This is a genomic window from Rhodococcus pseudokoreensis (genome assembly GCF_017068395.1).
Lineage (GTDB): Bacteria > Actinomycetota > Actinomycetes > Mycobacteriales > Mycobacteriaceae > Rhodococcus_F > Rhodococcus_F pseudokoreensis.
Map to the genome: position 1 here is coordinate 5,435,170 of NZ_CP070619.1, position 22,036 is coordinate 5,457,205.

Annotated in this window: 22 protein-coding genes; 12 read left to right on the forward strand and 10 right to left on the reverse strand. The window is 68.4% G+C overall.

What is annotated here, in order from left to right; genetic code table 11:
• Window positions 1-55: 55 nt before the first annotated feature.
• Genes JWS13_RS30005 through JWS13_RS30025 form a run of 5 tightly spaced genes read right to left on the reverse strand, consistent with a single transcriptional unit; the run spans window position 56 to window position 3,508 of the window.
• A complete protein-coding gene (locus JWS13_RS30005; protein ID WP_206009009.1) occupies window positions 56-631 on the reverse strand; it encodes a TetR/AcrR family transcriptional regulator in 576 nt (191 codons plus the stop codon).
• Window positions 628-1,617: a heme-dependent oxidative N-demethylase family protein gene (locus tag JWS13_RS30010; RefSeq protein WP_206009010.1), complete on the reverse strand. Its 990-nt coding sequence runs from the start codon at window positions 1,615-1,617 to the stop codon at window positions 628-630. Before JWS13_RS30010 ends, JWS13_RS30005 begins: the two co-directional genes overlap by 4 nt.
• A complete protein-coding gene (locus JWS13_RS30015; RefSeq protein ID WP_206009011.1) occupies window positions 1,614-2,591 on the reverse strand; it encodes a PDR/VanB family oxidoreductase in 978 nt (325 codons plus the stop codon). Before JWS13_RS30015 ends, JWS13_RS30010 begins: the two co-directional genes overlap by 4 nt.
• Window positions 2,588-3,106, reverse strand: a complete 519-nt coding sequence (locus JWS13_RS30020) for a dimethylamine monooxygenase subunit DmmA family protein (RefSeq protein ID WP_241032394.1) — start codon at window positions 3,104-3,106, stop codon at window positions 2,588-2,590. The genes JWS13_RS30015 and JWS13_RS30020 overlap by 4 nt, the downstream gene beginning before the upstream one ends.
• Before the next feature lie 18 nt (window positions 3,107-3,124).
• Complete coding sequence (locus JWS13_RS30025) at window positions 3,125-3,508, reverse strand: cupin domain-containing protein (protein ID WP_072937021.1); 384 nt, start codon at window positions 3,506-3,508, stop codon at window positions 3,125-3,127.
• Window positions 3,509-3,826: 318 nt separating this feature from the next.
• Between JWS13_RS30025 and JWS13_RS30030 the strand changes: the two genes are divergently transcribed.
• From JWS13_RS30030 to JWS13_RS30055, 6 genes are read left to right on the forward strand one after another with little or no spacing between them, the layout of a single operon-like run.
• Window positions 3,827-5,020 carry an NAD(P)/FAD-dependent oxidoreductase gene (locus tag JWS13_RS30030; protein ID WP_206009013.1) on the forward strand — a complete coding sequence of 398 codons (1,194 nt, stop codon included), beginning with the start codon at window positions 3,827-3,829 and terminating at the stop codon, window positions 5,018-5,020.
• Window positions 5,021-5,065: 45 nt separating this feature from the next.
• Window positions 5,066-6,427, forward strand: a complete 1,362-nt coding sequence (glnT, locus tag JWS13_RS30035) for a type III glutamate--ammonia ligase (RefSeq protein ID WP_206009014.1) — start codon at window positions 5,066-5,068, stop codon at window positions 6,425-6,427.
• Between the two features lie 24 nt (window positions 6,428-6,451).
• The gene (locus JWS13_RS30040; RefSeq protein WP_206009015.1) at window positions 6,452-7,348 is read left to right on the forward strand and encodes a class II glutamine amidotransferase; all 897 of its coding nucleotides are present in this window, start codon (window positions 6,452-6,454) and stop codon (window positions 7,346-7,348) included.
• Complete coding sequence (locus tag JWS13_RS30045) at window positions 7,336-8,034, forward strand: GltB/FmdC/FwdC-like GXGXG domain-containing protein (RefSeq protein ID WP_206009016.1); 699 nt, start codon at window positions 7,336-7,338, stop codon at window positions 8,032-8,034. The genes JWS13_RS30040 and JWS13_RS30045 overlap by 13 nt, the downstream gene beginning before the upstream one ends.
• Window positions 8,035-8,043: 9 nt before the next feature.
• A complete protein-coding gene (locus JWS13_RS30050; RefSeq protein WP_206009017.1) occupies window positions 8,044-9,360 on the forward strand; it encodes an FMN-binding glutamate synthase family protein in 1,317 nt (438 codons plus the stop codon).
• Window positions 9,361-9,412: 52 nt separating this feature from the next.
• Window positions 9,413-10,642: an allantoate amidohydrolase gene (locus JWS13_RS30055; protein ID WP_206009018.1), complete on the forward strand. Its 1,230-nt coding sequence runs from the start codon at window positions 9,413-9,415 to the stop codon at window positions 10,640-10,642.
• A 47-nt stretch (window positions 10,643-10,689) separates the two neighbouring features.
• Here JWS13_RS30055 and JWS13_RS30060 read toward each other — a convergent pair whose 3' ends face one another.
• The gene (locus JWS13_RS30060) at window positions 10,690-11,277 is read right to left on the reverse strand and encodes a TetR/AcrR family transcriptional regulator (RefSeq protein ID WP_206009019.1); all 588 of its coding nucleotides are present in this window, start codon (window positions 11,275-11,277) and stop codon (window positions 10,690-10,692) included.
• Between the two features lie 80 nt (window positions 11,278-11,357).
• Between JWS13_RS30060 and JWS13_RS30065 the strand changes: the two genes are divergently transcribed.
• On the forward strand, window positions 11,358-11,744 hold the full coding sequence (locus JWS13_RS30065; protein WP_206009020.1) for a DUF1304 domain-containing protein: 387 nt from the start codon (window positions 11,358-11,360) through the stop codon (window positions 11,742-11,744).
• Window positions 11,745-11,769: 25 nt separating this feature from the next.
• Window positions 11,770-12,777, forward strand: coding sequence for an NADP-dependent oxidoreductase (locus JWS13_RS30070; RefSeq protein WP_206009021.1), 1,008 nt, complete (start codon window positions 11,770-11,772; stop codon window positions 12,775-12,777).
• 60 nt (window positions 12,778-12,837) lie between these two features.
• Here the strand turns inward: JWS13_RS30070 and JWS13_RS30075 are convergent, their stop codons facing one another.
• Genes JWS13_RS30075 through JWS13_RS30090 form a run of 4 tightly spaced genes read right to left on the reverse strand, consistent with a single transcriptional unit; the run spans window position 12,838 to window position 17,633 of the window.
• Window positions 12,838-14,220, reverse strand: a complete 1,383-nt coding sequence (locus JWS13_RS30075) for an FGGY family carbohydrate kinase (RefSeq protein WP_206009022.1) — start codon at window positions 14,218-14,220, stop codon at window positions 12,838-12,840.
• On the reverse strand, window positions 14,217-15,140 hold the full coding sequence (locus JWS13_RS30080; protein WP_206009023.1) for a carbohydrate kinase family protein: 924 nt from the start codon (window positions 15,138-15,140) through the stop codon (window positions 14,217-14,219). Before JWS13_RS30080 ends, JWS13_RS30075 begins: the two co-directional genes overlap by 4 nt.
• On the reverse strand, window positions 15,137-16,618 hold the full coding sequence (locus JWS13_RS30085) for a mannitol dehydrogenase family protein (protein ID WP_206009024.1): 1,482 nt from the start codon (window positions 16,616-16,618) through the stop codon (window positions 15,137-15,139). Before JWS13_RS30085 ends, JWS13_RS30080 begins: the two co-directional genes overlap by 4 nt.
• Window positions 16,619-16,628: 10 nt before the next feature.
• Window positions 16,629-17,633 (reverse strand): NAD(P)-dependent alcohol dehydrogenase, encoded by a 1,005-nt coding sequence (locus JWS13_RS30090; RefSeq protein ID WP_206009025.1) that lies wholly within the window; start codon window positions 17,631-17,633, stop codon window positions 16,629-16,631.
• A gap of 150 nt (window positions 17,634-17,783) precedes the next feature.
• Between JWS13_RS30090 and JWS13_RS30095 the strand changes: the two genes are divergently transcribed.
• Genes JWS13_RS30095 through JWS13_RS30110 form a run of 4 tightly spaced genes read left to right on the forward strand, consistent with a single transcriptional unit; the run spans window position 17,784 to window position 22,024 of the window.
• Entirely contained in the window at window positions 17,784-18,806 is a 1,023-nt protein-coding gene (locus JWS13_RS30095) for a sugar-binding transcriptional regulator (RefSeq protein ID WP_206009026.1), read from the forward strand.
• A gap of 52 nt (window positions 18,807-18,858) precedes the next feature.
• Window positions 18,859-20,184, forward strand: coding sequence for an ABC transporter substrate-binding protein (locus tag JWS13_RS30100; protein WP_206011792.1), 1,326 nt, complete (start codon window positions 18,859-18,861; stop codon window positions 20,182-20,184).
• Window positions 20,181-21,146 carry a carbohydrate ABC transporter permease gene (locus tag JWS13_RS30105; RefSeq protein ID WP_206009027.1) on the forward strand — a complete coding sequence of 322 codons (966 nt, stop codon included), beginning with the start codon at window positions 20,181-20,183 and terminating at the stop codon, window positions 21,144-21,146. The genes JWS13_RS30100 and JWS13_RS30105 overlap by 4 nt, the downstream gene beginning before the upstream one ends.
• The gene (locus JWS13_RS30110) at window positions 21,146-22,024 is read left to right on the forward strand and encodes a carbohydrate ABC transporter permease (protein ID WP_206009028.1); all 879 of its coding nucleotides are present in this window, start codon (window positions 21,146-21,148) and stop codon (window positions 22,022-22,024) included. Before JWS13_RS30105 ends, JWS13_RS30110 begins: the two co-directional genes overlap by 1 nt.
• Window positions 22,025-22,036 lie beyond the last annotated feature (12 nt).

The following is a 22,036-nucleotide window of genomic DNA, read 5'->3' on the forward strand; positions in this document are numbered from 1 at the left end:
CCCCAGGTGAGTGGCAAAGCGTGCCGGAGCACACTTTGCCACTCACCTGGGGGAGTCACCTCGCCGTCGACAGAATCCGGCGCAGGCGCTCGATGGCGCGCTCGGTGGCGGGGCGATCCTTCGCGATGAGTTGGTGCATGATGAAGCCCTCGATCGCCGAGTACACCAGCAGGGTCAGATCTTCGTCGGCGGTGATGCCCAGGCGGGTCAGGGCCTGGGACGTCGCCTCGATGTACGTGGCGTAGAGCAACTTCACATGTGGGTCGAGGCGTGGTGTCCGCCGGGATTCGAGCATCAGTTCGTATTGGAAGACCTGCAGGTCGGGGTCGCGGGCGACGAGGTCCGTGAGGTGCTCGACGAAGTGGTCGAGTGACGACCCGTCGGCGATGTCGGCGAAGACGCTCGCGCTCTTGTCCAGCGCGTACCGGAGCGCGGCGTCGACGAGGGCGTCCGTCGACGCGAAACGCTGCCGGACCGCCTCGTCCGTGATGCCCGCCTCCGCCGCGACGGCCCGGAAGGTCAGGCCGCGCAGGCCGTCGCGGGCGATCACGGAGACTGTCGCGAGGACCGTGTAGAGCCCCGGATCGCCGGGGAGCGCCGCAGTGCGCGGTCGCCGGTCGGTGAGCGTCACGGCTCGACGTTCCCGTGCGCGGCAAGCCATCTCATTCCGGGCTCGCGGGTGCGGCTGATTCCTTTGTACTCGGCCATGTCCACCGGAAGGTCCTCGAGGACCTTGTACAGCCGTGCACCCCATTCCGGGACCGACGCGACATCGCGGAGCGGCAACAGGTAGGTGCGGATGAGGAACATGACGGCGCCGGAGTGCGCGAGCCGGATCAGGTGCTGCACTTCGGTTCTCAGGAACAGTCGGTCGCCGACCTCGTCGAGCGGTCCGTCGGCGAGAGTGCGACGGTCCTTCCCCCACTCCGGATAGGTCTCGGTCGACGTGTCGAGTTTGCCGTCGACGGTCAGCGTCCAGTTGGTGCGCCGGTAGCTCTGGCCGGGTTCGAGCCGCATCAGGAAGTTGTGGGCGCGGGTGATGATCTTCTCGCTGTGGACCCGCGGGACGGGGCCGTGGATCTCGAGGAAGCTCATCCCGACGTCGAATCCGAAGGACCAGTCCGCCGCGAACGTCACCAGTCCGGCGTCGCCCCACAGCTGTCCCTCACGCTGGTCGAGCAGCACGACGTCTTCCTGGATCTGGCCGCAGATGTACACGAGTGGCGGCGCCGGCAGCGTGGCGAGGTCGCCGAACACGAAGGTGTGCTCGATCCCGAGGAGGTCGTTCCGCCAGAACCAGCTGTCACCACGACGATCGAGGGCCATGGTGTCGGGGTATTCGGCGGCGAGGGTGCGCATCAGGGTGAGCATCGCGTCCCAGGCGGCCGGGACCATGTGGGGCAGGCACTGGTGCCGCGACGGGTCAGCGGTGAGGATTCGTTCGCGCTCGGCGAGTTCCTCGTGGTACCGGGAATCGATCTCCAAGTGCGTGGTGCCCCAACGGCCCGCCACGGTCGTAGCTGGGTTCCCGGCGGGCTCGACGTTGGTGCTGTAGCGGTACTGGTCGCGGGGAAAGGGGAAGGGAAAACGCGCGATACGCGAGTCGGTCGAGGTCACAGTTCCAGCTCCAATCGGTCTCCTACGGCCCGTGACACGCACGGCATGATCGAATCTCCGGACGCCTTCTCCTCGTCGGTGAGGAACAGGTCGCGGTGCTCGACCTCGCCGCCGCGGACCGACAGCCGGCATTCGCCGCACACGCCCTGACGGCACAGGTTCGGGACGGTGATTCCCTTGTCCAGCAAGGCTTCGAGAAGGCTGGTGCCCGACGGGACGGGGACGATCATCCCGGTGCGTCCGAGCTTGGCGGCGAACGGGTTTCCTTCGGGCAGCGGGCCTGCACCGAACGCCTCCGAGTGCACCCGGCCCGGTGGCCAGCCGCACTCGCGGGCCCACTCCGCGACCGCGGCGATCATCGGCGCGGGTCCGCACGTGTAGACGTGGGTGCCGAGGGGCTGATCCCCCAGCTTGGGAAGCAGGGCTTCGCGCAGTTCTTCGGGGGTGGACACCGTGACGATCCGGTCGCCGCACAGCGCCGCCAGTTCGTCGGCATGCGCCCCCTGACGGTCGCGGAAGGAGTAGATCACCTCGAACGACCGACCCCATTCGAGGGCGGCCCGCACGTGCGACAGCATCGGGGTGACGCCGATCCCACCCGCAACCAGGATGTGGTGCCGGGCGTTGAGAATCGGCGCGAACGCGCTGCGCGGACGGCTCACCCGGACGGTCTGCCCCGGCTGCAGGTCGTGGACCCAGCGCGAACCGCCGTGGCCGTTCTCGTCGAGCCGGACCGAGATCGCGTAGTGGTCCGGCTCGATCGACGGCCCCGTCAGCGAGTACGAGTTGTGCCGGCCCTCGGCCCAATTCACCGCGATATGGCTGCCCGGGGTGAACGTCGGCAGGGCGCGGCCGCCCTCGTCCGTGAGGACGACGTGCCGGACGCCCGGGCACAGTAGTCGGGCCTCGCGCACCGTCAGGGTGAGCGTGCCGGTAACTCCCGCGCCCGCAACCGTTTCGAGCACCATGGTCATGGCAATTCCTCCGCGTCGGCTCGGTAACCCAGGTACGCGCTGTGGCGCCGGGAGAAGTGGTAATAGACGGTCAGCTCTTCGGAACACCCCGTGCACGGCGTCTGCCCGCCGACGGCCGCCGGGACGTTCGGCGACGTCGTGTGGCAGTGCGCGCAGTACACGTCGCGCACGCGCGTGTCCCCGTCGCTGATCACGGCGGCGATCTCCGCGGGCAACGCACCCGCGGAGATCAGGTGGGAGCGCACCGCCCCCACCGTCCGCTCGGAACCCGCCACCACGAATCGCCATCCGATACGCGCCTCGGACAGCAGGTCGTCGAGCCCGGACCCGCCGACCTTTCCGACGATGAACGTGCGAGTCGGCACCGGGGCGACCCGCTCGGACAGTTCGCTCAGCGCTCGATCACTGACCGAACCGTCCGAGACGAGCACGTAGCAGGTGACGCGAGCGCCGGCCGCCAGGTCGTCGACGGCCGAGTAATCGGACCGCCATCGGGGGACGCTCGTCGACCTCATCGAGACGGCCATCGCGGATCAGGGCGCGAAGGAACGGTGGCCGACGAAATAGGCCAGCGCGCGGTCGGGCGTGGTGAAGCGGATGCGCGACCCCTTGGGGAAGAAGATCGCATCCTTCGCCTTTGCCACCTCGACCTGGCCGGTGTCGAGGTTCTCCAGGGTGAACTCGCCTTCGAGGACGACCTTCATCTCGTCGTACGCGTAGTAGTAGTCGAGCGGGGCGTCGGTGCGCTGGAGTTCGAAGTAGCCGGCCGACATCTCGGAGCCGTCCGGGTTGGCGAAGACGTCGTCGATGTATCCCTTGGTGCCCGGGTACTCGGCAACCGGCATCTGCGGCAGGTTCTCGTGGAATCCGGCGGTGACGCGGAACGGAACGGCGGTGGGCTTGTCGGTCGTGGTCATGGAGTCTCCTGTGAGAGGCGATGAGGGTGCTGAAGAGCGAATCCCCTTCGTGAAACTTGGGGTAGCAACAGGAAACCACATTGCATATTTCCACGGCGTAAATCTCGCCGGCTTTCCGGAAAGTGCGCAGTTCAGGACCGCATTATCGCGCGGAAGGCTTAGCTGAGCGGCGGATTTTGGTGATTCGGCCACAACATTGCCGTAACGCGATGGACATAGTAGAACTGTTTCATAGTGAACAACAGCGATTCATGAGGTGAAACGAACCGCTACCGAAGCCACCAGAGCCCGACCCTCCGGCCGAATGAAGGAAGCAACGTGACAGAGACAGCAAAGTTCGTGATCGTCGGTGGAGGACTCGAGGGTCTCGCCATCGCGTGGTCGCTCGCGGACCGAGGCGAGACCGATGTCCTGGTCCTCGAGCGCGACACCTTGTGCTCGGGTATGACCGGAAAGTCGTCCGGCGTGGTCCGGTGCCACTACGGGACGCCGTCGTTGGCGGCGATGTCCTGGTACGGCGTCGACATCTTCACCCGGGCCACCGAGATCTTCGGCGACGACATGGCGTTCCGTCAGTGTGGGTACGTCGTCGGCGTCGGTGAGAACAACATCGACCCGCTCAAGGCGAACGTCGCGATGATGCAGGGCCTCGGCATCGACGTCGACTACATCGGCCACGACAAGATGGCCGAGCTGTGGCCGGGCCTGCACCTCGACGATTTCGCCGCCTTCGCGTACGAGCCACTCGGTGGCCGCGGCGAGGCGTACATGGCCGGTATGGCGTTCGGCGCGTCCGCCCGCAAGCTGGGCGTCACGATCCGACAGAGCACGCCGGTGGCGTCGCTGCTGCAGAACGCCTACGGCCGCGTCTACGGGGTCACCCTGGGAACCGGCGACGAGGTGCACGCCGAGCACGTGATCCTCGCGACCGGCCCGTGGGCGCCCGAACTCGGTGCCGGAGTCGGCGTCGACATCCCGGTGAAAGCCCAACGCGCGCAACTCGTTCTGATCGACCAGGGTGTCCCGACGCCGGAGGTGCCGGTGCTGTCGGACCTCGCCGGACTGCAGTACATCTGCCGCGAACCCAACGGCGAACTGCTCGTCGGGAACAGCGACCACGCCGCACCCGAATACATCGACCCCGACAAGTACAGCAACCGCGCCGACGACAGCACCATCGAGAAGAACATCATGAAGCTGGGCAACCGGCTGCCGGACATGCCGGACCCGCGCATCACGTCGTCGTACGTCGGGGCGTACGACGTCACCCCCGACTACAACCCGATCATCGGGCCCGCACCCGTCGACGGACTGTTCCTGGCCACCGGGTTCTCCGGTCACGGTTTCAAGATCTCACCCGCGGTCGGGCGCCTCGTCGCCGACATGCTGCTCGACGACGGCAAGACCACCCTCCCGAACGTCGAGCCGTCCGACTTCCGCTACTCGCGCTTCGAGGAGGGCGATCTCCTCTTCAGCCTGCACCCCTACGAGGGCGCCGGCGAGATGCGCTGACCCACAGACCACCTCACCCGTAGACCACCAGTTCAGGAGCTCCCCATGGCTGTCGACACTGCTGACGCGTTCACCGCGCAGAACATCGTGACATCCCCACCGCAGACCTTGTCCGAGGTGGCCCGGGCCACCGGAACCACCTTCATCCTCGCCCTGTTCGTCACCCTGTCCGGGAAACCGTGCGCCAAACTCGTCCCGATCGAGGCCGTCGAGCAACTTCAGGACGACGGCGTGGGCTTCGCCGGCTACGCGGCCGGGCACATGGGGCAGGAGCCGAAGGACTCCGATCTCGTTGCCGTGCCCGACGTCTCGTCGTTCACGCCGATCCCCTTCGTGAAGCCCGGCCTGGCGATCGTGCACTGCGACCCCCACGTGGAGGGCGCACCGTGGCCGTATGCGCCGCGGGTGATCCTGAAGGAGACGCTGAAGAAGGCGGCCGAACTCGGCCTGTCCGTCAACGTCGGGGCGGAGATCGAGTACTTCCTCGTCAACCGGACCGGCGACGGTCCCCTCACCACCGCGGACACCGACGACGTCAGCCGTCAGCCGTGTTACGACGCCCGCGACGTCACCCGGATGTACGACCACCTGACCGAGGTGTCGCAGGCCATGAACACGCTGGGGTGGGGCAACTACGCCAACGACCACGAGGACGGCAACGGGCAGTTCGAGCAGAACTTCGACTATGCCGACGCGATGACCACCTCGGACCGGGTGATCACCGCCCGGTACCTGTTGTCGGTGATCGCCGAGAAGCGGGGCATGAAGGCCACGTTCATGCCGAAGCCGTTCTCCGACCGCACCGGGTCGGGCATGCACCTGCACTTGTCGCTGTGGAACGACGGCGGTTCGGTGTTCCCGGACGGTGACGACCCGAAGGGGCTGGGACTGTCGAAGACCGCGTACGCGTTCATCGCCGGCATTCTCGAGCATGCGTGCGCCCTGCAGGGTGTGATCGCCCCGACCGTCAACTCCTACAAGCGAACCGGTGCCACCTCCACGAGCAGCGGCGCCACCTGGTCGCCGCGGTACGCCACGTACGGTGGCAACGACCGCACCCACTACCTTCGGGTGCCGGACAAGAACCGGGTGGAACTGCGCGGCGGCGACGGCTCCGCCAACCCGTACCTCGCGGCCGCCACCGCCATCGCCGCCGGACTGGACGGCATCGCCCGCGACCTCGACCCCGGCACCCCCGGATCCGGCGACAGCCCCAGCGACATGCTGCCGATGACGCTGCTGCACGCGATGGACGCGCTGGAATCGGATCCGATCGTGACGGGCGCCCTGGACGTCGCGGGCCCCGGCGTCGCCGAGTACTTCGCGAAACTCAAACGCGAGGAGTTCTTCGCCTGGCACAACACCGTCTCCCCCTGGGAACTCGACCACTACCTGACAGCGTTCTGACAGACCTCCCGAAAGGAGACATCCATGTGTGGAATCGTCGGACTTCACCTGCGTGAGCCGTCCCTCTACCCACAACTCGGCGCCCTGCTCACCGACATGCTCGCGCAGATGTGCGACCGTGGACCGGACTCGGCCGGGATGGCCATCTACGGTGACCGGACCTGGTCGCCGGAAGGGGAGTCGACGGTCTCGCTGCTCGACTGCCCCATCCCCGCAGTGGATCTCGCCGCGACGCTGTCGTCCACCCTCGACACGACGATCACCGGGCTCGACCTGAACCCGACCGCGATCCTGCACGGCGTGGTCGGCGCGGAGGACCTCGCGGCGGCCGTGCGCAGCCTCGTTCCCACGGCCCGGGTCATCGGCTTCGGCGAGGATCTCACCGTACTCAAGGGCGTCGGGAACCCCGTCGATCTGGCGAACCGGTTCGGGCTGCCCGCCGCCACCGGCTGGCAGGGCGTCGCCCACACCCGGATGGCCACCGAATCCGCCGTCACCGCCGAGGGTTCGCACCCGTTCTCCGTCGGCCCCGACGAGTGCCTGGTGCACAACGGGTCCTTCTCGAACCACATGAGCATCAAGCACCAACTCGAGCGCGACGGCGTCGTGTTCGACAGCGCCAACGACACCGAGGTCGGGGCGCGGTTCGTCGCCAAGCAACTCGCCGAGGGCGTCGACCTCGAGAAGGCGCTGCTCATGCTCAACGAGACGTTCGACGGTTTCTACACCCTGCTCGTCTCGACCGCCGACTCGTTCGCCGTGGTCCGCGACGCCATCTCCTGCAAGCCCGCCGTCATCGCCGAGACCGACCAGTGGGTCGCGATGGCCTCCGAATACCGCGCCCTGGCGAACCTGCCCGGCGTCGACAACGCCCGAATCTTCGAGCCCGAACCGGAAGAGGTGTACGTATGGCACCGGTAGCCACCACCGAAGCAACTGTCCTGGACCTCGCGTCGTCGAGCACCAGGACCGTCAACGAGCGGCTCACCTCCCCGGAGGCGCCGAGGACGGTCACCGTCACCGGCCCGCAGGGTGCGCACGCTCTCGCCTGCGGCCTCGACTCCGACATCGACGTCACGATCGAGGGCCACGTCGGCTACTACTGTGCCGGCATGAACCAGCAGGCCACGGTGACCGTGACCGGCAACGCCGGCGTCGGGGTCGCCGAGAACATGATGTCGGGGACGGTGCGCGTCAAGGGCGACGCGTCGCAGTCCGCGGGCGCCACCGCCCACGGCGGACTGCTCGTGATCGACGGGAACGCCGCCGCCCGCTGCGGCATCTCGATGAAGGGCGTCGACATCGTCGTCGGCGGCAACATCGGGCACATGTCCGCGTTCATGGGTCAGGCCGGACGTCTCGTCGTCCTCGGCGACGCCGGCGAAGCCCTCGGCGACTCGCTGTACGAGGCCCGGATCTACGTGCGCGGCACCGTCGCCTCCCTCGGCGCCGACTGCATCAAGAAGGAGATGCGCGACGAGCACCTGACGGAACTGCGGGAACTGCTGGATCAGGCCGGTTTCGACGCCGACCCGTCCGAGTTCACCCGCTACGGGTCCGCCCGCCAGCTCTACAACTTCCACGTCGACAACGCCAGCGCCTACTAGGAGAACGTCATGAACACCCCGAACCCGGCCCTGCGCGAATCGGCGACCTTCGACCGCGGCGTCATCTCCGAGATCCAGCGGGCCGCCGAGACCGGCATCTACGACATCCGCGGCTGGGGCGCCAAGCGGAAGCTGCCCCACTTCGACGACCTGCTGTTCCTCGGGGCGTCGATGTCGCGGTACCCGCTCGAGGGGTACCGGGAGAAGTGCGACACCGACGTCGTCCTCGGCGACCGCAACGCGAAGTTCCCGCTGCACCTCGACATCCCGATCACCATCGCCGGCATGAGCTTCGGCGCGCTGTCCGGGCAGGCGAAGGAGGCCCTCGGCCGCGGCGCCAGCGAGGTCGGCACGTCCACCACCACCGGTGACGGCGGCATGACCCCCGAGGAGCGGGGACAGTCGAAGAACCTCGTCTACCAGTACCTGCCGTCGCGGTACGGGATGAACCCCGACGACCTCCGCAAGGCCGACGCCATCGAGATCGTCCTCGGACAGGGCGCCAAGCCCGGCGGCGGCGGAATGCTGCTGGGGCAGAAGATCACCGAACGCGTCGCCGGGATGCGCACCCTCCCGATGGGCGTCGACCAGCGGTCGGCGTGCAGGCACCCGGACTGGACCGGCCCCGACGACCTCGCCATCAAGATCATCGAACTGCGCGAGATCACCAACTGGGAGAAGCCGATCTACATCAAGGTCGGCGCCACCCGCACCTACTACGACGTGAAACTCGCCGTGAAGGCGGGCGCCGACGTCGTCGTCGTCGACGGCATGCAGGGCGGCACCGCCGCCACCCAGGACGTGTTCATCGAGCACGTCGGCATCCCCACCCTCGCCGCGATCCCGCAGGCGGTCCAGGCGCTGCAGGAACTCGGAGTCCACCGCAAGGTGCAGCTCATCGTGTCCGGCGGGATCCGCAGCGGCGCGGACGTCGCGAAGGCCATGGCCCTCGGTGCGGACGCCGTCGCGATCGGTACCGCCGCCCTGATCGCGTTGGGCGACAACAGCCCCCGCTACGCGAAGCAGTACGAGGAACTCGGCTCCGCCGCCGGGTTCTACGACGACTTCCAGGCCGGCAAGGACCCCGCCGGGATCACCACCCAGGACCCGGAACTGTCGAAGAACCTCGACCCCGTCGAAGCCGGCCGCCGGCTCGCGAACTACCTGCGGGTGCTCACCATGGAGGCGCAGACCCTCGCCCGCGCCTGCGGCAAGTCGCACCTGCGCAACCTCGAACCCGAGGACCTCGTCGCCCTCACCGTCGAGGCGTCTGCCATGGCCCGCGTGCCCCTCGCCGGAACCACCTGGATTCCGGGAGCACTGTAGGCGGCACGCACGGGCGCGAAGCGCCTACCCCTACGAGTAGAGGACCCAATACATGACTTCGTTCGATTCGCTGTGGGCGACCATTCTCGATGTGGGACAGCACAAGTCGACGCGCGGGTACCGCCGCTTCGCGTGGAACGACGCCGACATGACGCTGCGCGAATGGTTCGGCGACTGCGCCCGGCAGCGGGGGATGAGCGTCGAGGAAGACCGGAACGGCAACCTGTGGGCCTGGTGGATGCCCGAGGGGTGGTCGGGTGATCCGCGCGACGCGTTCGTCACCGGGTCGCACCTCGACTCCGTGCCCGACGGGGGCGCCTACGACGGACCCCTCGGGGTCGTGTCGGCGTTCGCGGCGATCGACCTCGTGCGAGAACGGGGGATCGTGCCGACGCGTCCGGTGGCGGTCACGGCGTTCTCCGACGAGGAGGGTGCGCGGTTCGGTGTCGCCTGCGTCGGCTCGCAGTTGTCGACGGGGGCGGTGGCACCCGCCCGCGCCCTCGCGCTGCGGGACAACGACGGCATCAGCCTCGGCGAGGCACTGATCTCCGCCGGCCGCGACCCGCAGCATCTCGGCGAGGACCCCGACCTCGTCGACCGTGTCGGCGTGTACGTCGAACTGCACGTCGAGCAGGGGCGTGCCCTCGACCTGATCGACAGCCCCATCGCCGTGGCCTCGTCGATCTGGCCGCACGGCCGGTGGCAGTTCGTGTTCTCCGGGGAGGCCAACCACGCAGGCGCCACCCGGTTGGTCGACCGCCGCGACCCGATGCTCGCGTTCGCGTCCTCGGTCCACACCGCACGGTCCGCCGCGACGTTGCACGACGCGGTCGCCACGTTCGGCAAGGTGCGGGTACTACCCAACGGCGCCAATGCCATTCCGTCGGAGGTGCGGGCGTGGCTCGACGCCCGGGCCGCCGACGAGGAGACGCTGACGAAACTGGTGCAGCAGATCACCGCCGAGGCGCAGGCCTACGCGGCCGCCGACGGCATCGGTCTCGAGGTCGACGCCGAATCGGTCACACCGATCGTCGAGTTCCCGCACGACACCCGGGAGCGACTGCGCCGCTCACTCGCTCACCTCGGCGACATCCCCGTCCTGCCCACCGCGGCCGGCCACGACGCCGGAATCCTGTCGGCGAAGGTGCCCACCGCGATGATGTTCGTCCGCAACCCCACCGGGGTGTCCCACTCGCCCGACGAATTCGCCGAGGCCGACGACTGCAATCGGGGCGCGGAAGCACTCGCGGACGTCATGGCCGACTGGGTGACCAGCGCCTGACCCCCACGTGAGTGGCAAAGAGTGCCGGGGCGCTCTTTGCCACTCACCTACGGGCGCCACTCCTCGAGCTGCTCGACGGCGGTGTTCGCGACCGCGACAGCTTCGTCGCGGTCGACCCGCGACAGCAGGAGTGCGCTGACGGACAGCGACGTCAGGAGCCGGGCCCGGTGCTGCAGGGTGGCGGCCGACGCGTCGGGGTCGTGGGCGCGGAGTGCGTGGGTGAGGGCCCCGGACAGTTCACGTTGGTAGCTCTCGACGACGGACCGTTGCGCGTCGTCGTGTGCGGCGAAACCGGCGGCACTGTTGAGGAGCAGGCAGCCGCGACCGGGGGCGTCGTCGGGGAGGGCGGCGAGGGCGTCCGCGAGGCTGCGGTAGTAGCGCGCGGCGGCGTCGGGGCGGGTCGGCTCGTCGGTCAGGATGCGCAGCTGGGGGCGCACCACCCGGTCCAGGTAGTCGTGGACGGCGGCGTCGAAGAGTCCGCGTTTGCTGGTGAACGCGTTGTACAGGCTCGACCTGTTCAAACCGGTGACGCGCTCGAGGTCGGGTATCGAGGTTGCTTCGAAGCCCTTGTCCCAGAACAGGTCGCGGGCCCGGCCGACCACTTCGGCCGTGACGAAGTCCTGCGTGCGCGGCATGACGATCCTCACTCGTGGTTGTGAAACGACCATTTCAGTATATATTGAAATGGTCAGTTCAGAACGAGGAGGAGTTTCGTATGGTTGCCGCGGGTCTTGTTCTTGCCGCACTCGCCAGTGCGCTGCACGTGTACATCTTCGTGCTCGAATCCGTCCTCTGGACCGCTCCGCGCACCCGCGCGACGTTCGGGACCAGCGCCGAAGAGGCCGCCGCGACCAAAGAGCTTGCCTTCAATCAGGGCTTCTACAATCTCTTCCTGGCGATCGTGACGGCAGTCGGCATCGTCGCCGTCGCCATCGGCGCGACCGCGGTCGGATCGGCTCTCGTGTTCGCCGGCGCGGGATCCATGCTGCTCGCGGCGCTCGTGCTCCTGCTGTCGTCGCCCGACAAGGCTCGCGCGGCGATCACGCAGGGGACGCTGCCGCTGCTCGCCGTACTCCTCCTCGCGCTCGGACTGGCGCTGTGACCTCAGAAGTATCGAAAGGAACACCATGACGCCGAGCACCCAGATCCAGCTGATCAATCGCCCGGTGGGCTGGCCCACCCAGGACGACTTCCGCACCGCCACCGTCGAGTTGCCCGCGCTCGGGCCCGAGCAGGTGCGCGTGCACAACGAGTTCGTGTCGGTCGATCCCTACATGCGTGGCCGGATGAACGACGTGAAGTCGTACATCCCGCCGTTCGTGCTGGGCGAGACGATGACCGGCGGCGCCGTCGGTCGCGTCGTCGAATCCACAGCCGCCACACACCCGGTCGGCTCGGTGGTCGTCCACGACCTCGGGTGGCGCGACGTCGCGCAGGGCGACGCCTCGGCGTTCCGCGTGGTCGAAGAGATTCCGGGAGTACCGATCTCGGCGTACCTCGGGATTCTCGGCCTGACCGGGCTCACCGCCTACGTCGGACTCGTGCACATCGCCCACCTGAAGGCCGGCGACGCCGTGTTCATCTCCGGAGCCGCGGGTGCGGTGGGGACCGCCGCCGGGCAGATCGCGCGACTCGAGGGTGCGTCCCGCGTCATCGGATCCGCCGGGTCCGCGGAGAAGGTCGCGCTGCTGACCGACCGTTACGGATACGACGCCGCCTTCGACTACAAGCAGGCGCCGGTGCGCGAGCAACTCCGCGGACTCGCGGGTGACGGCATCGACGTCTACTTCGACAACGTCGGCGGCGACCACCTCGAGGCCGCCCTCGACGTCATGCGCCCCGGCGGGCGGGCCGCACTGTGCGGCGCGATCGCGGCGTACAACGCCACCGAGCGCACGCCCGGCCCTGACAACATGGTGAACATCATCAGCCGCGGGCTCACCCTCGAGGGCTTCACCCTCGGCAACTACACCCACGTGTTCCCCGAGTTCGCCGCCAAGATGGGACCGTGGCTCGCGTCCGGCGACGTGGTGCACGACGAGACCATCGTCGACGGCATCGAGAACTCGGTCGACGCGTTCCTGCAGCTCATGCGCGGCGCGAACGTCGGGAAGATGCTGGTGAAGGTGGCGTAGCCGCCCCGTGCGTGGTTAGAGAGTCCAGAGACTCGGTAACCGCGCACGGGCGCGAAGCGCCTATCCCCTGGCCTCCGCGTACCGCTCGCGCACGTCGGGTGCCGGGTCGGCGTCGAAGCGCCGGGCGGACGTCTGGCTCCACTGCGGCGGCTCCGGGGTCCCGGCCAGGGTCCAGGCCGCCTGACGGCACGCGCCGATCGCGACGTATTCCGCCGGCCGGGGCACGAGGACCGGCGCCCCGAAGATGGCGGGCGCGAGTTCGCACAGTGCCTGTGAGCGGGCGCCGCCGCCGACGAGGAGGATCCGGCGCACCGTGACGCCCTGGGCGATCAGGTGGTCGATGCCTTCCGCCAGGCCGCACAGCAGCCCCTCGACGGCCGCGCGGGCGAGGTGGGCAGGTGTCGAATTGGCCAGCCGCAGACCGTGAACGGAGCCGGTGGCGTCGGGGCGGTTGGGGGTGCGTTCGCCCTCGAAGTACGGCACCATCACCAGGCTGCCGCTGCCGGACGGCGCCGACAGCGCCAGCCGCGACAGCTCGTCGTGATCGACCCCCAGCAGCGAGGCGGTCGCGTCGAGGACCCGGGCGGCGTTCAGCGTGCACACGAGCGGCAGCTGGCGTCCGGTGGCGTCGGCGAATCCGGCGACGAAACCGCCCGGATCGTTCGCCGGTGTCACGGACACCGCGGACACGACACCCGACGTTCCCACGGAGACGACGACGTCGCCTTCCCGGGCGTCGAGAGCAAGGGCTGCGGCGGCGTTGTCCCCGGTGCCCGGTCCGACGGCGGCACCCCAGCGGGTCTCACCGATCCGCTCGGCCGGTCCGGCGACGCGCGGCACAGCGGCCGTGCGCCCCCGCAGTGCCAGCGACAGCAGGTCGGGGCGGTAGGAATCCGTTGCGGCGGAGAAGTATCCGGTGCCGCTGGCGTCGCCGCGGTCGGTGGTCAGGGTGCCGAGGTCGGATCGGCCGGTGAGCTGCCAGGCGAGCCAGTCGTGGGGCAGGCACACCGCGGAAGTCCGGTCGGCGTTCGCCGGTTCGGAATCGGCGAGCCAGCGCAGCTTGCTGACGGTGATCGCCGCGAGGGGCACGACACCCACGGCGTCGGCCCACGCGTCCGGACCGCCGAGGTCCTCCACCAGTTGTTCGGCGGCGCCTGCGGAGCGAGTGTCGTTCCACAGCAACGCCGGACGCACGACCGTCCCGGTGTCGTCGAGGCACACCATGCCGTGCTGTTGCGCTCCGACCGAAACCGCCGCGACGTCGTCGAGTCCGCCGGCCGCTGCGACGGCGCTGTCGAGGGCCGCCGCCCACGCCTGCGGATCGACCTCGGTGCCGTCCGGATGCGACGCCCTGCCCTCCCGGACGAGGTCGCCGGTCGCGGCGTCGCAGACGATCACCTTGCACGACTGGGTGGAAGAATCGATGCCCGCGACGAGGGTCATTGCCGGACGCCCGCCGCGCGGTCCAGCGTGTCACGGGTGGGGAGGTCCGCTCCGGCGCGTGCGACAGTGAGACCCGACATCAGCACGGCGTTGTCGAGCACGTTCCGCAGTTCGTCCGGACCGATCGCGTGGAGGGCGGCGCGGCTCTCCGCACCGAGGAAGCCGTGCGACCAGAATCCGTCGAGGAGTCCGGCCATGAACGCGTCGCCCGCGCCGACGGTGTCGACCACGTCGACGGTGCGGGCCGCGACGTCGACGAGTCCGGCCGCGCAGACCGCGAAGGCGCCCTCCGCGCCCTTCGTCACCGCGACCATCGCCGGTCCGCGGGCCAGCCACTCGCGGGCGATGGCGACCGGATCCCGGTCGGGGTCGTACCAGTGGAGGTCCTCGTCGCTGACCTTGACGATGTCCGAGATCGACACGAGGTGCTCGATCCGCTGCCGGGCGCGGACCCGGTCGGTGATCAGCACCGGGCGCACGTTGGGGTCGTAGCTGATGGTCGCCGAGGAGCGCCGGCGGTCGAGCATGTCGGCGACGACGTCGCATCCGGGTTCCAGCACGGCGGCAATGGAACCGGTGTGCACGAGCGGCGGGGCCGACGCACCGCTGGGAGAGGGGAGATCCCACTCGAGGTCGAACTCGTAGGTGGCGGATCCGGCGGCGTCGAGGGTGGCGTGCGCGGTCGCCGTGCGCTGCGCGGTGACGCTGCCCGCCGCGAGGCTCACCCCCGACTGCTCGAGGTGCCGGACGATCGCAGCACCCCGGGTGTCGTCACCGATCCGGGTGACGAATTCGACCGGGCGCCCGAGCCTGCCGAGACCGACCGCGACGTTGAGCGGGCTGCCACCGACGTATTCGGTGGTGGTGCCGTCGCTCGCGGTGACGATGTCGACGAGGGCTTCACCGATGATCAGACTCATGACTGCACCTTCTCACGCAGGGCCTCGAGTGTCCTCCGTGCGCCGGCAGCGTGCAGTGAGTCCAGCGCCCAGAGATACGCGGTGACGAAACGCGGATTGTCGGCGAGATCGCCGAAGACGGAGCGGTTCTCGATGAACGCCGTGCGGTTCTCGCGCTGGCTGCGGGCGATCGGCACGAGGGAGTCCTTCAACTGGTCGACGACGTCGATGGTGTCGCCGTCCTCGTCGACGCCCTCGGCGTACCGGGCCCAGCTCGCCACGATCGCGGCCGAGAGGCGGACGGGCCGGTCGGCGATCAGATTCTCGCGGATCACCGGCAGCAGCCATTTCGGGATGCGGTCGGACGACTCGGCGCACAGGCGGGCGACGGTGTCGCGGATCTCGGGGTTGGAGAAGCGCTCGATGAGCGTGCGCTTGTAGTCGTCGAGGTCGACCCCGGGCACCGGCGCCAGGGTGGGCGTGGCCTCGTCGTCCATGTAGGCCAGCAGGAAGTCGGCGAAGAGACGATCCTGGGCGACGTCGTGCACGAGCCGGTACCCGGCCAGGTATCCGAAATAGCACAGGCCCTGGTGGCTGGCGTTGAGCAGGCGCAGCTTCATCAGTTCGTACGGCTCGACGTCGTCGACCACCTGCACGCCGACGTCCTCGAACGCGGGGCGGCCGAGCGGGAAGGCGTCCTCGAGCACCCACGACGTGAACGGTTCCGCCGCGACGGGCCACCGGTCGTCGACGCCGAAGCGCGACGACAACGCGTCCGTCACCTCGGGGGTGGTCACCGGCGTGATGCGGTCGACCATGGAGTTGGGGAATGACGTCTCGGCGCGCATCCACTCGGCGAGGTCCGGGTCCTTCAATTCCGCGTACGCCAGGAACATCCGGCGCGCCACGTCGCCGTTGCCCTGAATGTTGTCGCAGGACATGACGGTCGGCGACGGCAACCCGCGCGCGCGACGCCGGGACAGGGCCTCGACGACGAGACCGAACGTGGTCCGCGGGACGGCGCCGTCGGTGAGATCGTGCACGACGTCGGGGTTCTCGGCGTCGAACTCGCCTGTGTCATGGGTGAAGTTGTAGCCGCCCTCCGTGATCGTCAGCGAGACGATCCGGGTGGTCTCCGCGGCGATCTTCTCGATGACCGCCTCGGGGTCGTCGGGGGCGAGGAGGTAGTCCACGATGGAACCGATGACGCTGACGTCCCAGGTGCCGTCGGCGTGCCGCAGCGCCAGCGTGTACAGGCCGTCCTGTGCGTCGAGGACGTCCTTCATGCGCCGGTCGCCGGGCAGGACCCCGACCCCGCAGATTCCCCAGTCGCGCGCCTGACCGCGCCGCAGCAGGCGGTCGACGTACATCGCCTGGTGCGCGCGGTGGAATCCGCCGACACCGAAATGCACTATGCCCACGGTGATGTCGTCGCGATCGTAATTCGGCACCTGCACGGTGTCGTCGAGGTGCGGCAGTGCCTGCGCGCTCAGTTGCATCGGTCTCTCCTCATTCCTGGACGCGTACGACGGCCTTGAGGCTGCCCGGCGCCCGGTCTGCGTTCAGTGCTTGCTCCGCTTCGGCGAGCGGAAATCTTCCGGTGACCATCGAATCGAGGTCGACCCGCCCGGACCGCGCGAGTGCGATCGCCGTCGGCCAGGTGTTGGCGTAGCGGAACACCCCGGTCAGCACCAACTCTCGATTCTGGATGGTCTGGACGGGCAGCGTCATCTCGGGGGCGCCCATGCCCACCAGCACGACCGTTCCCGCGGGCCGCACCGCCTCGATGCCGGCCAGGACCGCGCTCGGGGCGCCGGACGCGTCGACGAACGCATCCACGTGCAGTCCCGCGACGTCCTGCTCGCGCGGGTCGAGCACCGCGGTGGCGCCGAATTTCGTTGCGACGTCACGTCGCTGCGGATCGAGGTCCGAGACGATGACCTCGGTGGCACCGAACGCGAGGGCGGTCTGCGCCGTCGCGATGCCGATCGGCCCGGCGCCCGCGATCAGCACCCGGGAACCCGCCGTGACGCCGGCCTTGCGGGTGGTGGCGATGGCCACGGACAGCGGTTCGCACAGTGCGGCCGCGTCCTCGGACATCTCGTCGGGAACCGGATGCGCGAAGGCCGAGCCGATGGTCACGTACTCGGCCAGCGCGCCGTCGATCGGCGGGGTGGCATAGAACTGCATGTGCGGGCACAGGTTGTAGAGACCGCGACGGGATTCGTCGGTGTCCGGGTCGGGGCGCTGCGGTTCGATGGAGACTCGCTGCCCGATGCGTGCCGCCGGGACCCCGCTGCCGACGCCCACGACGGTGCCCGACGCCTCGTGTCCCAGCACGATCGGCTGGTCGACCACGAACTCACCGATCCGGCCCTCGCGGTAGTAGTGGGCGTCCGATCCGCAGACGCCGACCGAGGCGACGCGGACCAGCACGTCGCCCGGGCCGGGAGTGGGCACGGGGCGTTCCCGGATCTCGATCACGCCCGGCTCGACGAGCACGCTGGCACGCATTGTCCTGGGGATATCCGAAGGGAGTGTTGTGTGGGTCACACTTCGATGCTAGCGTATTGAGCAGAAGAACGCATAGTGATCATTTGCTCACGGATTCCCGAGGCGCCGAGGACACACTCGACGGGCCCGGGATCATGGCGAGGAGAACCAGTGACGTCCCCCAACCCGACGGCCCCGGCGCCGTCTCTCATCGCGGCACCACCGCCGTCCACGACGGAGGATCTGCGCCTCGCGTTGCGTGCTGCAACGCTGTACTACCTCGACGGAATGACCCAGGCCGAGGTCGCCACCCGCCTCGGCGTCTCCCGCCCGACCGCGGGTCGGCTGGTGGCGCGAGCCCGCGCCCAGGGCCTGGTGCGCATCGAGGTGCAGGCTCCCGCGCATCTGCGTGATGCACTGCGTTCGGACGAGGAGCGCGCGCTCGAGGAGAAGTTCGACCTCCTCGAGGCGGTGGTGGTCGCAGATTCCGTCGACGCCACCGGAGCGATCGACGACCACAACAGCTTCGCCGGCGTCGGGCGCGCCGCCGCGTCCCTGCTCGTTCGCCGGATCCGGGAAGGCGACACCCTCGGATTCACGTGGGGGCCGGAGACGGTCGCCGTCGCGCAGGGCCTGCCGTCCGGCGCGGCCACGTGCGCCTCCGTCGTCCAGCTCGACGGCGCGGTGAGTGCGATCAACTACCAGACCGGAACGGAGTATGTCCTCGGTCGATGCGCAGAGCAGCTGCAGGCCAACACCGTTCGGCTTCCCGTTCCCCTGTACGCGGACGCGTCGACTGTGGTATCCATGCGGGGCGACTCGGTCATCTCCAAGGCGCTCGAGGCGGGCCGGACCGCGGAGATGATGATGTTCGGCACGGGCGCCGTGTCGACGTCGACCACCCTGTTCGAAGGCAGCTTCATCGACACGGACATGCTGTCCGTGCTCACCGGCCTCGGTGCGGTCGGCGAAGTCGGTGGGCGCTTCTACCGGCTCGACGGCACCGAGGTCGGCGGCCCACTGGACGAACGGGCCATGTCCGTTCCGCTCGACGACATCCGCGCGTGCGGGGGATCAATCCTCGTCACGGGTGGCGTCGCCAAACACCAAGCGGCACTGGGTGCCCTCCACGGCGGACTGGCCAAGATGCTGGTCTGCGACATCGAATGCGCGCGTTGGCTGCTCGATCAGTAGCACCACGCAAGAGAGGTGAAGATCGGTGAAGAAACACAGGAAACCGGCGGCGATGCTGGTAGCCGGCGCGGGGGTGCTCTCCCTCGCGCTCAGCGGATGTGCGGGCGCCGGATCGCTGGGCGCCTCGGACCAGACCATCACCATCGCGATGGTCTCCAACTCGCAGATGCAGGACGCCCAGAAACTGGCCTCGCAGTTCGAGGAGGAGAATCCCGACATCGACCTGAAATTCGTCACGCTGTCGGAGAACCAGGCGCGTGCGAAGATCACGGCATCCACCGCGACCGGCGGCGGGGAGTTCGACGTCGTGATGATCAGCAACTACGAGACCCCGCAGTGGGCGCAGTACGGCTGGCTGAAGAATCTGTCGGAGTACGCCCAGGCGACGGAGGGATACGACGAGGCCGATTTCATTCCCACCCTGCGGGAGTCGCTGTCCTACGACGGGAGCATGTACTCGGTGCCGTTCTACGGCGAGTCCTCGTTCCTGATGTACCGCAAGGACCTGTTCGAGCAGGCCGGAATCACCCTGTCGGAGAAGCCGACCTGGACCGAGGTCGCCGCGGCGGCGAAGCAACTCGACTCCGAGGACATGGCCGGCATCTGCCTGCGCGGCAAGCCCGGCTGGGGTGAACTGCTGGCACCCCTCGACACGGTCATCAACACGTTCGGCGGCCGCTGGTTCGACGAGGACTGGAACGCTCAGCTGACCAGCCCCGAGGTGGAACGCGCGGTCCAGTTCTACGTCGATCTGGTGCGCGACTACGGCGAGCCGGGCGCCGCGACGAGCGGTTTCGGCGAGTGCGCCACGCAGTTGTCTCAGGGCCAGGTGGCGATGTGGTACGACTCGACGTCCGCCGTCTCCACGCTCGAGGATCCGTCGTCGAGCGCCGTCGTCGGCAAGATCGGGTATGCACCCGCGCCCATCGAGGTGAAGGACAACTCCGGCTGGCTGTACAGCTGGGCACTCGGAATCCCCGAGAGCAGCGAGAACCCCGATGCGGCCTGGAAGTTCATTTCGTGGATGACCGACAAGCAATACATACGCACGGTCGGTGAAGATCTCGGCTGGGAGCGGGTGCCTCCGGGCAGCAGGCTCTCGACCTACGAGATTCCCGAGTACAAGGAGGCCTCGGCGGCGTACGGACCGCTGACGCTCGACGCGATCGAGAACGCGACCCCGGAAGCTCCTACCGTGCAACCGGTTCCGTACACGGGCGTGCAGTTCCTGGCGATCCCCGAGTTCCAGGATCTCGGAACCCGCGTCAGCCAGCAGATCAGCGCGGCGATCGCAGGCCAGCAGACCGTGCCCGAGGCGCTCGCCCAGGCACAGCAGTACGCCGAGGTGGTCGGCGCGACATACCGGGAGGACCGATGACAACCATCGCCGAGAAACCCACCGCGGGCGGCACCTCCGACCGGGTGCGTGAACTGCGGGAGGCCAAGGACGACAGCGTCTCCCGGGCCGAGGGCTGGCGTCGCCGGGGGCCGTTGCTGCCCGCACTGATCTTCATGATCGTGGTGACCCAGATCCCGTTCCTGTTCACGCTGTACTACTCGACGCAGTCGTGGAACCTGGTGCGGCCGGGTTCCCGCGAGTTCGTCGGGCTGCAGAACTACGCGGACGTGTTCCAGGACAGCCAGTTCCGCGAGGTCGCGGTCAACACCGTGATCCTCATCGTCGGGACGGTGCTGATCTCGGTGGTGCTGGGCCTGCTGCTCGCACTGCTGCTGGACCGCGCGTTCCTGGGCCGCGGCATCGTCCGTACCCTCCTCATCACGCCGTTCCTGGTGACACCCGTCGCCGGTGCGCTGCTGTGGAAGACGACGATGTTCGACCCGGTGTTCGGCATCGTCAACTTCGTGCTCTCCCCGTTCGGGGTGGGGCAGGTCGACTGGGTCAGCAAGTTCCCACTGGCCTCGGTGATGGTGAGCCTGGTGTGGCAGTGGACGCCGTTCATGATGCTGCTGATCCTGGCCGGACTGCAGTCCATGCCCCGCGACATCCTGGAGGCGGCGCGGGTGGACGGCGCCAAGCCGTTCGCGATGTTCCGCGAACTGACGCTCCCGCACCTGCGCCGGTTCATCGAACTCGGTGCGGTGCTCGGCGCCATCTACCTGATCAACACGTTCGACGCCATCTACATGATGACGCAGGGCGGGCCGGGCACTGCCAGCGCCAACCTTCCCTTCTACATCTACCAGCGCGCATTCCTCGGTTTCGACATCGGGCAGGCCGCGGCGATGGGCGTCATCGTCGTGATCGCGACGATTGTCGTCGCGACCCTGGCGTTGCGCCTGATCTTCAAGAGCTTTTCCGGTAACGAGGAGGCAGCGTGATGAGTACCGAAACTGCGGCGGCGCCGGTGGAGTCCGCTCCCGCCGCTCCGGAGACGAAGCGGGCGCGCAAGCATCGCAAGTTCAGCCCGTGGAGTGTGGTCGCGTGGATCGTGGCCCTCGGGTTCTTCTTCCCGGTGGCGTGGATGGTCCTCACCGCGTTCAAGCAGGAGGGCGACGCCTACACGACTCCGCCGAAGCTGTTCTTCACACCCACGCTGGACCAGTTCAAGGCGGTCCTCGACAGCGGAATCGGCACGGCACTGCTGAATTCGGCGTTCGCGACCGCCATGTCGACGATCGTCGTGCTGGTGCTCGGTGTCCCGGCGGCGTTCGCGCTGTCACTGCGGCCGGTCCGCAAGACGAAGGACGCCCTGTTCTTCTTCATCAGCACGAAGATGCTCCCGATCGTTGCCGCGATCATCCCGCTGTACGTGATCGTCAACGACATCGGCCTGCTCGACAACATCTGGGCGCTGATCATCCTGTACACGGCGATGAACCTTCCCATCGCGGTGTGGATGATGCGCTCGTTCTTCCTCGAGGTCCCGGGCGAACTCCTGGAGGCCGCGAGCATGGACGGGGCGAGCCTGTGGACGTCGGTGCGCGAGGTGATCCTTCCGCTGGTGTCACCCGGCATCGCGGCCACCGCGCTGATCTGCGTGATCTTCTCGTGGAACGAATTCTTCTTCGCCGTCAACCTCACCGCCGTCCAGGCGCAGACCATTCCGGTGTTCCTCGTCGGATTCATCACCGGTGAGGGCCTGTACTGGGCCCGGCTGTCGGCGGCGGCGACGCTGGCGGCGCTCCCGGTCATCCTGGCCGGCTGGGTCGCGCAGAACAAACTGGTCCGCGGCCTGTCCTTCGGCGCCATCAAATGATCACCCCCGCAA

Bases quoted from the DNA above. Each gene is read 5' to 3' on its own strand.
- JWS13_RS30015 (WP_206009011.1), bottom strand. From the start codon at position 2,591: ATGACCATGGTGCTCGAAACGGTTGCGGGCGCGGGAGTTACCGGCACG.
- JWS13_RS30020 (WP_241032394.1), bottom strand. From the start codon at position 3,106: ATGAGGTCGACGAGCGTCCCCCGATGGCGGTCCGATTACTCGGCCGTC.
- JWS13_RS30025 (WP_072937021.1), bottom strand. From the start codon at position 3,508: ATGACCACGACCGACAAGCCCACCGCCGTTCCGTTCCGCGTCACCGCC.
- glnT (WP_206009014.1), top strand. From the start codon at position 5,066: ATGGCTGTCGACACTGCTGACGCGTTCACCGCGCAGAACATCGTGACA.
- JWS13_RS30040 (WP_206009015.1), top strand. From the start codon at position 6,452: ATGTGTGGAATCGTCGGACTTCACCTGCGTGAGCCGTCCCTCTACCCA.
- JWS13_RS30045 (WP_206009016.1), top strand. From the start codon at position 7,336: ATGGCACCGGTAGCCACCACCGAAGCAACTGTCCTGGACCTCGCGTCG.
- JWS13_RS30050 (WP_206009017.1), top strand. From the start codon at position 8,044: ATGAACACCCCGAACCCGGCCCTGCGCGAATCGGCGACCTTCGACCGC.
- JWS13_RS30055 (WP_206009018.1), top strand. From the start codon at position 9,413: ATGACTTCGTTCGATTCGCTGTGGGCGACCATTCTCGATGTGGGACAG.
- JWS13_RS30060 (WP_206009019.1), bottom strand. From the start codon at position 11,277: ATGCCGCGCACGCAGGACTTCGTCACGGCCGAAGTGGTCGGCCGGGCC.
- JWS13_RS30065 (WP_206009020.1), top strand. From the start codon at position 11,358: ATGGTTGCCGCGGGTCTTGTTCTTGCCGCACTCGCCAGTGCGCTGCAC.
- JWS13_RS30070 (WP_206009021.1), top strand. From the start codon at position 11,770: ATGACGCCGAGCACCCAGATCCAGCTGATCAATCGCCCGGTGGGCTGG.
- JWS13_RS30075 (WP_206009022.1), bottom strand. From the start codon at position 14,220: ATGACCCTCGTCGCGGGCATCGATTCTTCCACCCAGTCGTGCAAGGTG.
- JWS13_RS30080 (WP_206009023.1), bottom strand. From the start codon at position 15,140: ATGAGTCTGATCATCGGTGAAGCCCTCGTCGACATCGTCACCGCGAGC.
- JWS13_RS30085 (WP_206009024.1), bottom strand. From the start codon at position 16,618: ATGCAACTGAGCGCGCAGGCACTGCCGCACCTCGACGACACCGTGCAG.
- JWS13_RS30090 (WP_206009025.1), bottom strand. From the start codon at position 17,633: ATGCGTGCCAGCGTGCTCGTCGAGCCGGGCGTGATCGAGATCCGGGAA.
- JWS13_RS30100 (WP_206011792.1), top strand. From the start codon at position 18,859: ATGCTGGTAGCCGGCGCGGGGGTGCTCTCCCTCGCGCTCAGCGGATGT.
- JWS13_RS30105 (WP_206009027.1), top strand. From the start codon at position 20,181: ATGACAACCATCGCCGAGAAACCCACCGCGGGCGGCACCTCCGACCGG.
- JWS13_RS30110 (WP_206009028.1), top strand. From the start codon at position 21,146: ATGAGTACCGAAACTGCGGCGGCGCCGGTGGAGTCCGCTCCCGCCGCT.